The sequence below is a fragment of the Vibrio sp. R78045 genome (genome assembly GCF_042466085.1).
In the GTDB taxonomy this organism is placed as follows: Bacteria; Pseudomonadota; Gammaproteobacteria; order Enterobacterales; family Vibrionaceae; genus Vibrio; species Vibrio cyclitrophicus.
Genome location: NZ_JAXHBS010000017.1, coordinates 1 through 14,024 on the forward strand (window position 1 = coordinate 1; position 14,024 = coordinate 14,024).

At 46.5% G+C, this 14,024-nt stretch carries 3 protein-coding genes, 3 tRNA genes and 5 rRNA genes; all 11 read right to left on the bottom strand.

Features of this window, described 5'->3' with window-relative positions:
- Window positions 1–1,144, bottom strand: a 23S ribosomal RNA gene (locus SJY39_RS19300); the annotation flags it as partial.
- Between the two features lie 378 nt (window positions 1,145–1,522).
- A tRNA-Ala gene (locus tag SJY39_RS19305) sits at window positions 1,523–1,598 on the bottom strand.
- A gap of 14 nt (window positions 1,599–1,612) precedes the next feature.
- Window positions 1,613–1,689 (bottom strand) — tRNA-Ile (locus SJY39_RS19310).
- A gap of 66 nt (window positions 1,690–1,755) precedes the next feature.
- A 16S ribosomal RNA gene (locus SJY39_RS19315) occupies window positions 1,756–3,310 on the bottom strand.
- A gap of 424 nt (window positions 3,311–3,734) precedes the next feature.
- Window positions 3,735–3,850: ribosomal RNA gene (gene rrf, locus SJY39_RS19320) — 5S ribosomal RNA — on the bottom strand.
- A 101-nt stretch (window positions 3,851–3,951) separates the two neighbouring features.
- Window positions 3,952–6,844: ribosomal RNA gene (locus SJY39_RS19325) — 23S ribosomal RNA — on the bottom strand.
- Between the two features lie 428 nt (window positions 6,845–7,272).
- Window positions 7,273–7,348: transfer RNA gene (locus tag SJY39_RS19330), tRNA-Glu, on the bottom strand.
- Between the two features lie 64 nt (window positions 7,349–7,412).
- Window positions 7,413–8,967, bottom strand: a 16S ribosomal RNA gene (locus SJY39_RS19335).
- Window positions 8,968–9,642: 675 nt separating this feature from the next.
- Window positions 9,643–10,419, bottom strand: a complete 777-nt coding sequence (locus SJY39_RS19340; protein WP_016799327.1) for a phosphoadenylyl-sulfate reductase — start codon at window positions 10,417–10,419, stop codon at window positions 9,643–9,645.
- Entirely contained in the window at window positions 10,412–12,139 is a 1,728-nt protein-coding gene (gene cysI, locus SJY39_RS19345) for an assimilatory sulfite reductase (NADPH) hemoprotein subunit (RefSeq protein ID WP_016796224.1), read from the bottom strand. Before cysI ends, SJY39_RS19340 begins: the two co-directional genes overlap by 8 nt.
- Window positions 12,139–14,004, bottom strand: a complete 1,866-nt coding sequence (locus tag SJY39_RS19350; RefSeq protein ID WP_372264241.1) for an assimilatory sulfite reductase (NADPH) flavoprotein subunit — start codon at window positions 14,002–14,004, stop codon at window positions 12,139–12,141. The genes cysI and SJY39_RS19350 overlap by 1 nt, the downstream gene beginning before the upstream one ends.
- Window positions 14,005–14,024: the final 20 nt, after the last annotated feature.

The following is a 14,024-nucleotide window of genomic DNA, read 5'->3' on the forward strand; positions in this document are numbered from 1 at the left end:
GCTTCGGTGTATAGCTTAGCCCCGTTACATCTTCCGCGCAGGCCGACTCGACCAGTGAGCTATTACGCTTTCTTTAAATGATGGCTGCTTCTAAGCCAACATCCTGGCTGTCTGAGCCTTCCCACATCGTTTCCCACTTAGCTATACTTTGGGACCTTAGCTGGCGGTCTGGGTTGTTTCCCTCTCCACGACGGACGTTAGCACCCGCCGTGTGTCTCCCGGATAGTACTTACTGGTATTCGGAGTTTGCAAAGGGTTGGTAAGTCGGGATGACCCCCTAGCCTTAACAGTGCTCTACCCCCAGTAGTATTCGTCCGAGGCGCTACCTAAATAGCTTTCGGGGAGAACCAGCTATCTCCAGGTTTGATTGGCCTTTCACCCCTAGCCACAAGTCATCCGCTAATTTTTCAACATTAGTCGGTTCGGTCCTCCAGTTGATGTTACTCAACCTTCAACCTGCCCATGGCTAGATCACCTGGTTTCGGGTCTAATCCTAGCAACTGTACGCCCAGTTAAGACTCGGTTTCCCTACGGCTCCCCTAAACGGTTAACCTTGCTACTAAAATTAAGTCGCTGACCCATTATACAAAAGGTACGCAGTCACACCACGAAGGTGCTCCTACTGCTTGTACGTACACGGTTTCAGGTTCTATTTCACTCCCCTCACAGGGGTTCTTTTCGCCTTTCCCTCACGGTACTGGTTCACTATCGGTCAGTCAGTAGTATTTAGCCTTGGAGGATGGTCCCCCCATATTCAGACAGGATATCACGTGTCCCGCCCTACTCGTTTTCACTGATTATGAGATGTCGACTACGGGGCTATCACCCTTTACTGCGGCACTTTCCAGAGCCTTCGTCTGTCTCATTAAAAGCTTAAGGGCTAATCCAATTTCGCTCGCCGCTACTTTCGGAATCTCGGTTGATTTCTCTTCCTCGGGGTACTTAGATGTTTCAGTTCCCCCGGTTTGCCTCCTGTTGCTATGTATTCACAACAGGATACTTACTTATGTAAGTGGGTTTCCCCATTCAGGAATCCCAGACTCAAAAGGTTATTACTACCTAATCTGGGCTTATCGCAAGTTATTACGCCTTTCATCGCCTCTGACTGCCAAGGCATCCACCGTGTACGCTTAGTCACTTAACCATACAACCCGAAAGGGTTTCTATTTGCTTTCACTTTAAAAAGTGAAGACAAATAAGCGTATGGCAACTAACCAAGGTTTTTGGTTGTCATCAAGAAGGGTTAATTCTTGATAACTGTTTGCCGGACTCAATTTACTTTTTGTTTCCACTTTTTAATAAAAAGTAGAATCAAAAAATGAACAATCATTTCTGATCATTCGAATACAAGACACTTGAATGTGTTTGTTGTGTTTATCTAATGAAAGATAAACATTGAGAACTTTTAAATTTGATTGAATTACTCGTAAGTAATCAATCAGTCAGCTTTCCAAATTGTTAAAGAGCTTGATTCAATAAAATGAACCATTTTTAAAGATTCTTAGGGAAAAACCCTTAAAGATGGTGGAGCTATGCGGGATCGAACCGCAGACCTCCTGCGTGCAAGGCAGGCGCTCTCCCAGCTGAGCTATAGCCCCATCTAGGTCGATATTGGTGGGTCTGAGTGGACTTGAACCACCGACCTCCCGCTTATCAGGCGAGCGCTCTAACCAGCTGAGCTACAGACCCAATATCGTCTCTTAACTTTTCTAAACCTAATCAATCTGTGTGGACACTCATCGTGGTATCTTCGTATAAGGAGGTGATCCAGCCCCAGGTTCCCCTAGGGCTACCTTGTTACGACTTCACCCCAGTCATGAACCACAAAGTGGTGAGCGTCCTCCCCGAAAGGTTAAACTACCCACTTCTTTTGCAGCCCACTCCCATGGTGTGACGGGCGGTGTGTACAAGGCCCGGGAACGTATTCACCGTGACATTCTGATTCACGATTACTAGCGATTCCGACTTCATGGAGTCGAGTTGCAGACTCCAATCCGGACTACGACGCACTTTTTGGGATTCGCTCACTATCGCTAGCTTGCTGCCCTCTGTATGCGCCATTGTAGCACGTGTGTAGCCCTACTCGTAAGGGCCATGATGACTTGACGTCGTCCCCACCTTCCTCCGGTTTATCACCGGCAGTCTCCCTGGAGTTCCCGACATGACTCGCTGGCAAACAAGGATAAGGGTTGCGCTCGTTGCGGGACTTAACCCAACATTTCACAACACGAGCTGACGACAGCCATGCAGCACCTGTCTCAGAGTTCCCGAAGGCACACCTGCGTCTCCGCTGGCTTCTCTGGATGTCAAGAGTAGGTAAGGTTCTTCGCGTTGCATCGAATTAAACCACATGCTCCACCGCTTGTGCGGGCCCCCGTCAATTCATTTGAGTTTTAATCTTGCGACCGTACTCCCCAGGCGGTCTACTTAACGCGTTAGCTCCGAAAGCCACGGCTCAAGGCCACAACCTCCAAGTAGACATCGTTTACGGCGTGGACTACCAGGGTATCTAATCCTGTTTGCTCCCCACGCTTTCGCATCTGAGTGTCAGTATCTGTCCAGGGGGCCGCCTTCGCCACTGGTATTCCTTCAGATCTCTACGCATTTCACCGCTACACCTGAAATTCTACCCCCCTCTACAGTACTCTAGTTCACCAGTTTCAAATGCAGTTCCGAGGTTGAGCCCCGGGCTTTCACATCTGACTTAATGAACCACCTGCATGCGCTTTACGCCCAGTAATTCCGATTAACGCTCGCACCCTCCGTATTACCGCGGCTGCTGGCACGGAGTTAGCCGGTGCTTCTTCTGTTGCTAACGTCAAGATGCGCAGCTATTAACTACACACCCTTCCTCACAACTGAAAGTACTTTACAACCCGAAGGCCTTCTTCATACACGCGGCATGGCTGCATCAGGCTTTCGCCCATTGTGCAATATTCCCCACTGCTGCCTCCCGTAGGAGTCTGGACCGTGTCTCAGTTCCAGTGTGGCTGATCATCCTCTCAGACCAGCTAGGGATCGTCGCCTTGGTGAGCCATTACCTCACCAACTAGCTAATCCCACCTAGGCATATCTTGACGCGAGAGGCCCGAAGGTCCCCCTCTTTGGCCCGTAGGCATCATGCGGTATTAGCCATCGTTTCCAATGGTTATCCCCCACATCAAGGCAATTTCCTAGGCATTACTCACCCGTCCGCCGCTCGACGCCCATTAACGCACCCGAAGGATTGTTAATGTCGTTTCCGCTCGACTTGCATGTGTTAGGCCTGCCGCCAGCGTTCAATCTGAGCCATGATCAAACTCTTCAATTTAAGATTTTGTGACTCAACGAATACTGACTTCAAAACTAATATTCATTCGCTCTTTCGAAAAAGATTGATAAACATGTAATTCTAAAGCTATTACCATTCCAACAGAATGGTAATGAATTGACTGTGCCAAATAACCGAAGTTATTCGTATTGGTCACTCAGTTCATTGAAATCATTGTGTTACCGAAGTAACTGTTTTATCCAAAGGATAAAACGTTTTGATATTCATCAACGAGTGCCCACACAGATTGATAGGTTTAAATTGTTAAAGAGCTTGTTCTCTAAAAAGAGAACGCTTTCAGTGCCTTAGCACTTAAGCAGGACGCGTATAATACGCTTTCCACTTTGAAAGTCAACATAATATTCTAAGTTTTCACTCAGAAAACTATGTTGACTCATCTCTTTCGAGATAAGTCGAAATTAAAGCCTGGCGATGTCCTACTCTCACATGGGGAAGCCCCACACTACCATCGGCGCTATTGTGTTTCACTTCTGAGTTCGGCATGGAATCAGGTGGGTCCACAATGCTATGGTCGCCAAGCAAATTTTAAAATTCGGAAAACTGTATTTAAAAGTTATGTCTCTTCAAACGCATTCAAGGTCTGTCTTTCTATTGAGTCCACAAAACCCCTTGGGTGTTGTATGGTTAAGCCTCACGGGCAATTAGTACAGGTTAGCTCAATGCCTCGCAGCACTTACACACCCTGCCTATCAACGTCGTAGTCTACGACAACCCTTTAGGACACTTATAGTGCCAGGGAAAACTCATCTCAAGGCTCGCTTCCCGCTTAGATGCTTTCAGCGGTTATCGATTCCGAACTTAGCTACCGGGCAATGCCATTGGCATGACAACCCGAACACCAGAGGTTCGTCCACTCCGGTCCTCTCGTACTAGGAGCAGCCCCTTTCAATTTTCCAACGCCCACGGCAGATAGGGACCGAACTGTCTCACGACGTTCTAAACCCAGCTCGCGTACCACTTTAAATGGCGAACAGCCATACCCTTGGGACCGACTTCAGCCCCAGGATGTGATGAGCCGACATCGAGGTGCCAAACACCGCCGTCGATATGAACTCTTGGGCGGTATCAGCCTGTTATCCCCGGAGTACCTTTTATCCGTTGAGCGATGGCCCTTCCATTCAGAACCACCGGATCACTATGACCTGCTTTCGCACCTGCTCGAATTGTCATTCTCGCAGTCAAGCGGGCTTATGCCATTGCACTAACCACACGATGTCCAACCGTGTTTAGCCCACCTTCGTGCTCCTCCGTTACTCTTTGGGAGGAGACCGCCCCAGTCAAACTACCCACCAGGCACTGTCCGTAACCCCGATTCAGGGGCCAACGTTAGAACATCAAAACTACAAGGGTGGTATTTCAAGGACGACTCCATCACATCTAGCGACGCAATTTCATAGTCTCCCACCTATCCTACACATGTAGGTTCAATGTTCAGTGCCAAGCTGTAGTAAAGGTTCACGGGGTCTTTCCGTCTAGCCGCGGGTACACTGCATCTTCACAGCGATTTCAATTTCACTGAGTCTCGGGTGGAGACAGCGTGGCCATCATTACGCCATTCGTGCAGGTCGGAACTTACCCGACAAGGAATTTCGCTACCTTAGGACCGTTATAGTTACGGCCGCCGTTTACCGGGGCTTCGATCAAGAGCTTCGACCGAAGTCTAACCCCATCAATTAACCTTCCGGCACCGGGCAGGCGTCACACCGTATACGTCATCTTACGATTTTGCACAGTGCTGTGTTTTTAATAAACAGTTGCAGCCACCTGGTATCTGCGACTCTCGTCTGCTCCATCCGCAAGGGACTTCACTGATAAGAGCGTACCTTCTCCCGAAGTTACGGTACCATTTTGCCTAGTTCCTTCACCCGAGTTCTCTCAAGCGCCTTGGTATTCTCTACCCGACCACCTGTGTCGGTTTGGGGTACGATTCCTTACAATCTGAAGCTTAGAGGCTTTTCCTGGAAGCATGGCATCAATGACTTCACTACCGTAGTAGCTCGACATCGTATCTCAGCGTTAGTAGCGGTCCGGATTTACCTAAACCACCCGCCTACATACTTGAACCTGGACAACCGTCGCCAGGCCCACCTAGCCTTCTCCGTCCCCCCATCGCAATTGTAAGAAGTACAGGAATATTAACCTGTTTCCCATCGACTACGCCTTTCGGCCTCGCCTTAGGAGTCGACTTACCCTGCCCCGATTAACGTTGGACAGGAACCCTTGGTCTTCCGGCGAGGGAGTTTTTCACTCCCTTTATCGTTACTCATGTCAGCATTCGCACTTCTGATACCTCCAGCAGCCCTTACAGACCACCTTCAACGGCTTACAGAACGCTCCCCTACCCCACATACCCTAAGGTACGTAGCCGCAGCTTCGGTGTATAGCTTAGCCCCGTTACATCTTCCGCGCAGGCCGACTCGACCAGTGAGCTATTACGCTTTCTTTAAATGATGGCTGCTTCTAAGCCAACATCCTGGCTGTCTGAGCCTTCCCACATCGTTTCCCACTTAGCTATACTTTGGGACCTTAGCTGGCGGTCTGGGTTGTTTCCCTCTCCACGACGGACGTTAGCACCCGCCGTGTGTCTCCCGGATAGTACTTACTGGTATTCGGAGTTTGCAAAGGGTTGGTAAGTCGGGATGACCCCCTAGCCTTAACAGTGCTCTACCCCCAGTAGTATTCGTCCGAGGCGCTACCTAAATAGCTTTCGGGGAGAACCAGCTATCTCCAGGTTTGATTGGCCTTTCACCCCTAGCCACAAGTCATCCGCTAATTTTTCAACATTAGTCGGTTCGGTCCTCCAGTTGATGTTACTCAACCTTCAACCTGCCCATGGCTAGATCACCTGGTTTCGGGTCTAATCCTAGCAACTGTACGCCCAGTTAAGACTCGGTTTCCCTACGGCTCCCCTAAACGGTTAACCTTGCTACTAAAATTAAGTCGCTGACCCATTATACAAAAGGTACGCAGTCACACCACGAAGGTGCTCCTACTGCTTGTACGTACACGGTTTCAGGTTCTATTTCACTCCCCTCACAGGGGTTCTTTTCGCCTTTCCCTCACGGTACTGGTTCACTATCGGTCAGTCAGTAGTATTTAGCCTTGGAGGATGGTCCCCCCATATTCAGACAGGATATCACGTGTCCCGCCCTACTCGTTTTCACTGATTATGATGTGTCGGTTACGGGGCTATCACCCTTTATTGCGAGACTTTCCAGACTCTTCACCTGCATCATTAAAAGCTTAAGGGCTAATCCAATTTCGCTCGCCGCTACTTTCGGAATCTCGGTTGATTTCTCTTCCTCGGGGTACTTAGATGTTTCAGTTCCCCCGGTTTGCCTCCTGTTGCTATGTATTCACAACAGGATACGTGCTTATGCACGTGGGTTTCCCCATTCAGGAATCCCAGACTCAAAGGTTATTACTACCTAATCTGGGCTTATCGCAAGTTATTACGCCTTTCATCGCCTCTGACTGCCAAGGCATCCACCGTGTACGCTTAGTCACTTAACCATACAACCCGAAAGGGTTTCTATTTGCTTTCACTTTCCTTTTTATTTTCACTTTTAAAAAGTGAAGACAAACAGGAGTGAAGACAAATAAGCGTATGGCAACTAACCAAGGTTTTTGGTTGTCATCAAGAAGGGTTAATTCTTGATAACTGTTTGCCGGACTCAATTTACTTTTTGTTTCCACTTTTAATAAAAAGTAGAATCAAAAAATGAACAATCATTTCTGATCATTCGAATACAAGACACTTGAATGTGTTTGTTGTGTTTATACCGTTCTTATTAAATAAGAGCAGATAAACATTGAGAACTTTTAAATTTGATTTGAATTACTCTTAAGTAATCAAATCAGTCAGCTTTCCAAATTGTTAAAGAGCTTGATTCAATAAAATGAACCATTTTTAAAAACACTTAAATAAATGTGCTTAAAGATGGTATCCCGTAGGGGAGTCGAACCCCTGTTACCGCCGTGAAAGGGCGGTGTCCTAGGCCTCTAGACGAACGGGACATAGGTTACTCTTAACTGTTTAAACATATCAATCTGTGTGGACACTCATCGTGGTATCTTCGTATAAGGAGGTGATCCAGCCCCAGGTTCCCCTAGGGCTACCTTGTTACGACTTCACCCCAGTCATGAACCACAAAGTGGTGAGCGTCCTCCCCGAAAGGTTAAACTACCCACTTCTTTTGCAGCCCACTCCCATGGTGTGACGGGCGGTGTGTACAAGGCCCGGGAACGTATTCACCGTGACATTCTGATTCACGATTACTAGCGATTCCGACTTCATGGAGTCGAGTTGCAGACTCCAATCCGGACTACGACGCACTTTTTGGGATTCGCTCACTATCGCTAGCTTGCTGCCCTCTGTATGCGCCATTGTAGCACGTGTGTAGCCCTACTCGTAAGGGCCATGATGACTTGACGTCGTCCCCACCTTCCTCCGGTTTATCACCGGCAGTCTCCCTGGAGTTCCCGACATGACTCGCTGGCAAACAAGGATAAGGGTTGCGCTCGTTGCGGGACTTAACCCAACATTTCACAACACGAGCTGACGACAGCCATGCAGCACCTGTCTCAGAGCTCCCGAAGGCACACCTGCGTCTCCGCTGGCTTCTCTGGATGTCAAGAGTAGGTAAGGTTCTTCGCGTTGCATCGAATTAAACCACATGCTCCACCGCTTGTGCGGGCCCCCGTCAATTCATTTGAGTTTTAATCTTGCGACCGTACTCCCCAGGCGGTCTACTTAACGCGTTAGCTCCGAAAGCCACGGCTCAAGGCCACAACCTCCAAGTAGACATCGTTTACGGCGTGGACTACCAGGGTATCTAATCCTGTTTGCTCCCCACGCTTTCGCATCTGAGTGTCAGTGTCTGTCCAGGGGGCCGCCTTCGCCACTGGTATTCCTTCAGATCTCTACGCATTTCACCGCTACACCTGAAATTCTACCCCCCTCTACAGCACTCTAGTTCACCAGTTTCAAATGCAGTTCCGAGGTTGAGCCCCGGGCTTTCACATCTGACTTAATGAACCACCTGCATGCGCTTTACGCCCAGTAATTCCGATTAACGCTCGCACCCTCCGTATTACCGCGGCTGCTGGCACGGAGTTAGCCGGTGCTTCTTCTGTTGCTAACGTCAAGATGCGCAGCTATTAACTACACACCCTTCCTCACAACTGAAAGTACTTTACAACCCGAAGGCCTTCTTCATACACGCGGCATGGCTGCATCAGGCTTTCGCCCATTGTGCAATATTCCCCACTGCTGCCTCCCGTAGGAGTCTGGACCGTGTCTCAGTTCCAGTGTGGCTGATCATCCTCTCAGACCAGCTAGGGATCGTCGCCTTGGTGAGCCATTACCTCACCAACTAGCTAATCCCACCTAGGCATATCTTGACGCGAGAGGCCCGAAGGTCCCCCTCTTTGGCCCGTAGGCATCATGCGGTATTAGCCATCGTTTCCAATGGTTATCCCCCACATCAAGGCAATTTCCTAGGCATTACTCACCCGTCCGCCGCTCGACGCCCATTAACGCACCCGAAGGATTGTTAGTGTCGTTTCCGCTCGACTTGCATGTGTTAGGCCTGCCGCCAGCGTTCAATCTGAGCCATGATCAAACTCTTCAATTTAAGATTTTGTGACTCAACGAATACTGACTTCAAAACTATTCTTTATAAATAAAGAGTGTAATTTTAAAGCTATTACCATTCCAACAGAATGGTAATGAATTGACTGTGCCGAATAATTTCTTTCTACAAGAGAAAGTAGTTAAACGTATTGGTCACTCAGTTCATTGAAATCATTGTGTTACCGAAGTAACTGTTTTATCCAAAGGATAAAACGTTTTGATATTCATCAACGAGTGCCCACACAGATTGATAGGTTTAAATTGTTAAAGAGCTTCTCTTCGTTGTGATTTGCATCACTTCGGAAGAGGCGGCCATTCTAGCTATTTAATTCTCAGTGTCAAACACTTTTGAAAATTAATTTCTACTTTTTTAAAAGTAGGAGTAAATAATCACTCAAAGCTAGTAGCCTTACTAACATTCTTCGTTGAAGCCTTATGGCGTCTACCGTGTCAGTGAGGCGGCATTATAGAGATGTTCCTCACATTGGCAAGTGTTTATTAAAGAAAAATGCAAAAATAACGATTACATGACGAATAAACACCCAAACCCTTATTTTTGCAACTTTAACTACAAACTAACTACATAATAACCACAGACTTATCCACAATTGTTCTAATTTCATCTCCTAGAAACTAAAAAAGCTGCCTTATGGCAGCTTTTCGAATAGCAATGAGTTTAAATCCCAGAGCCATATTGCTCTCCATCATCCTCATGAAGGCCACATTCTCGTTTTAATCCATTGAAACGGGTTTCCTCTTCAGTCATGCCCGGTTCCCATTTCTTAGTTGTGTGTGTATCACCAATAGAAAGGTAACCCTGATCTCGAAGCGGGTGATAACTGAGACTATGCTCTTCTAAGTAATAGTGAACATCTTTATTCGTCCAATCGATTACCGGTAAGAATTTAAACACACCATTTTGGATGGATAAAATTGGTAGGTTCGCGCGCGATTGAGATTGCTCTCTTCTTAAACCAGAAAACCATGTTCCAGCCTCAAGCTCATCCAGCGCTCTTCTCATCGGTTCAACTTTATTAAGCTTGTTGTACTTTTCTATCCCTTCTATTCCTTGTTCCCAAAGTTTGCCATATTGCGCTTCTTGCCAATTAGGGCTCTGTTGTGCGCGAAATACTTGAAGGTTCAGAGTCAACTTCTTACTTAACTCATCTATAAATCGATATGTTTCAGGGAACAAATATCCAGTATCCGTCAGAATAACCGGAATATCTGGTTTCGCCTGAGTAACTAAATGCAACATCAAAGCCGCTTGGATTCCAAAACTAGAAGACACCACATGTGTCCCTTCTAAATTGTCTAAAGCCCACTTAACTCTTTCTAATGCCGTTAGCTGTTCTAACTCAACATTAATTTGTCCAAGACGAAGTATTTGCTCCGTCTTAGTCAATGCGAGTAGCTCTGCTAACTTCAGTTTTGAAGTGACAGAATTATGCATGCAGATCCCTCTTTGAAATTATCACCTCTTCGATGATGCCAGCTCGGATTGTAAAATCACCGAACCCTTCATTGTCGTTACGTTCCGTAGCCCAACGTCCCACCAGCGAATCAATCTCTTCTAAGATCTGAGCTGAAGTGATGTTCTCTTTATACATCTTCGGGATACGAGTTCCGGCTTTGTTGCCACCTAAGTGCATGTTGTAACGCCCCGGAGCCTTACCGACTAACCCCAGCTCAGCCAACATTGCACGACCACAACCGTTTGGACAACCCGTGATACGAAGGATGATATTATCTTCCTCTGGTAATCCATGCTTCTTTAGAATGTCTTCAACATCCGTTACAAACTCAGGAAGAAAACGCTCAGCTTCTGCCATTGCTAAAGGACATGTTGGGAATGCCACACAGGCCATTGAGTTTTTACGCTGCTCGGAAACGGCATCATCCATCAAACCGTATTGACGTGCCAGCTTTTCAATTTTTGCCTTTTGGCTCTTAGGCACACCTGCAACAATGAGATTTTGGTTCGCTGTCATGCGGAAGTCACCTTTGTGGATCTTCGCTATTTCAGCAACACCTGTTTTCAGCGCTTTCCCAGGGAAATCAAGTAAACGACCATTTTCGATGAATAACGCTAAGTGGTGCTTACCATCAATGCCTTCCGCCCAACCGATACGATCGCCACGGCCAGTAAACTCATAAGGACGGCTTTCAGAAAACTCAACGCCTGCACGTTTTTCTACTTCTGCTTTGAATACATCAATACCAACACGGTCTAGTGTGTATTTGGTCTTTGCGTTCTTACGGTTCGAACGGTTACCCCAGTCACGCTGAGTCGTTACCACCGCCGCTGCTACATCTAACGTTTTATCTAATGGCACAAAACCAAAATCGTCAGCTTTGCGCGCGTAAGTAGAAGTATCGCCGTGCGTCATTGCAAGACCACCGCCAACTAAGACGTTGAAGCCCACCAGCTTTCCGTCTTTAGCAATCGCGATGAAGTTAAGATCGTTAGCATGAACATCTACGTCATTCTGTGGAGGAATTACAACCGTCGTCTTGAACTTACGTGGTAAGTAGTTGCTACCTAAGATAGGTTCTTCGTCCGTTGTTGCTAGCTTTTCACCATCTAACCAAATTTCTGCGTAAGCACGAGTCTTAGGTAATAGATGTTCACTGATTTTTTTTGCCCACTCATAAGCTTCTTGGTGGAGCTCAGATTCAACCGGGTTTGTCGTACACAAAACATTTCGGTTTACGTCACCCGCTGTCGCAATCGAATCAATACCGATATTGTTTAGGGTTTGGTGCATTAACTTAATGTTCGGCTTCAACACACCATGAAACTGGAAAGTTTGACGGGTTGTAAGACGGATAGAACCATAAGAGGTACTTTCATCTGCAAACTTATCAATCGCCAACCACTGTTTAGGAGTAATAATGCCACCTGGCATACGAGCACGTAGCATTACATTATGCAAAGGTTCTAGTTTTTGCTTTGCACGCTCGTTACGAATATCACGATCATCTTGCTGATACATACCGTGGAAGCGGATCAACTGAAAGTTATCAGCAGTAAAGCCACCCGTAATTCTATCTTGAAGATCTTGTTCAATCGTACCGCGAAGATTTTTACTTTCACGCTTTAAACGCTCGTTGTCAGCCAAAGGTCCCAGTACTTGACCTAGCACTTCTTGCTCTATTACTTGCTTGCTCATTAGTACACATCCCTTTGGTAACGTTTCGCTTTACGTAAATCATTAATATATTGTTCAGCTTGTTCGCGGCTCTGATTGCCATATTTTTCCGCTATCGTAACTAACGCTTCATGGACATCTTTTGCCATTCGAGTCGCATCGCCACATACATAGAAGTACGCGCCTTCTTGAAGCCATTGCCAAACCTGCTCTGCCTGTTCAATTAATCGATCTTGAACATAAACCTTTTCTTTTTGGTCACGACTAAATGCCACATCAAGCTTGGTTAGCGCACCAGACTTAAGGTACTTCTGCCATTCAACTTGATATAAGAAATCTTGAGTAAAGGTTCGGTCACCAAAGAACAGCCAGCTCTTACCTTGAGCGTCATTGTTTTCACGCTCTTGAACGAAACTACGGAATGGAGCAATACCAGTGCCAGGACCAACCATGATGATTGGTGTATTGTCGTCTTGTGGCAGTTTGAAGTTATTGTTGTTCTCTACAAACACCTTAACTTCACCACCTTCTTCTAGGCGTTGAGCTAAGAAACTTGACGCTCCACCTAAACGAGATTCATCACCTTTTTGGTATTCAACCAGACCAACCGTCAAGTGAACTTCTTCATCTACTTCAGCTTGACTTGATGCAATAGAATAAAGACGTGGCGTTAACTTACGTAGAAGACCGATTAGCTCATCAGCTGATAGCTTGGTTTTCTTTTCAGCTAAAACATCGACAATTTGAGTATTACCCGCATATTCACGAAGCTTGTCTTTATCTTCCACCAGCTTGATTAACTTTTTGCTGCCAGATAACTCGGCAAACTTAGTTACAAATTGAGGGTTTGATGACGTAATCTCGAATTTACTCACTAGAGCACTATGGAGAGATAAGTTTTGACCATCTACATCGACACTTTCGATACCAGATAACCCAACCTTAGAAAGGATCTGATTGGCAAGTTCTGAACTGTTTTCAAACCATACACCTAACGCATCACCAGGTTGATAAGTAATACCTGACTCATCAAGATCAATCTCGATATGACGAACATCTTTACCAGAGTTGCGACCCGTGATCTTTTGACTCGTCAGTAATGTGGCTGTGTATGGGTTTTGTTTGGTGTATTGCGAATGACCCGCGGCCACTTGACCAACTGGTAACTGAACGACATCGGCTTCAGTGCCTGTCGATAGTGTCTCTTTTACTTGCTCTAATGCTTTAGCACGCCACTCTGTTGCCGATGCTTCGTAATCAACATCGCAATCAAGACGATCAACAAACGATTTAGCACCAAGCTTAGCTAAGAAGTTATCGAAATCTTTCGCGGTTTGGCAGAAGAACTCATAACTTGAATCACCTAAACCAATAACACCGTATTGTAGGTTTGATAATTTCGGCGCTTTCTTCGATTGTAGAAACTCGTGTAACTCAATAGCGTTATCTGGAGCTTCACCTTCGCCATTGGTTGAAGCAACGAAAATGACGTGTGTCTCTTTGGCTAAGTTCTTGCCCTTATAGTCACTTGCGTCAAAAAGCTCGACAGCAATACCTAAAGCCTTTGCTTCTGCCTCAAGCGATTCAGCAACACCTTTAGCATTACCCGTTTGAGAAGCGAAGATAATACTTAACTTACCCGCAGGTTTAGCGGCTACTGCAGCGGCGGCTTGAGCGATTGGCGCGGCTGCACCTACAGGCTGAGCTTGACTCACACCCCAAAGATAACCACTGACCCAAGCCAGTTGTTGCGAAGATAACTCAGAAACCGATTGTTGAAGATGACCCAATTGTTGGTCATTAAGTGGTGCTGCTAGCCCAGGTAGCTCATTAGCCCCAGACTGTGCATTATTATTTTGTGAAGACTCTTTCTTATTTAAAGACATGGTCACGACATCCCTAATCA

Excerpts from the sequence above, each read along its gene's own strand:
- SJY39_RS19340 (WP_016799327.1), bottom strand. The coding sequence starts at position 10,419 with ATGCATAATTCTGTCACTTCAAAACTGAAGTTAGCAGAGCTACTCGCA.
- cysI (WP_016796224.1), bottom strand. The coding sequence starts at position 12,139 with ATGAGCAAGCAAGTAATAGAGCAAGAAGTGCTAGGTCAAGTACTGGGA.
- SJY39_RS19350 (WP_372264241.1), bottom strand. The coding sequence starts at position 14,004 with ATGTCTTTAAATAAGAAAGAGTCTTCACAAAATAATAATGCACAGTCT.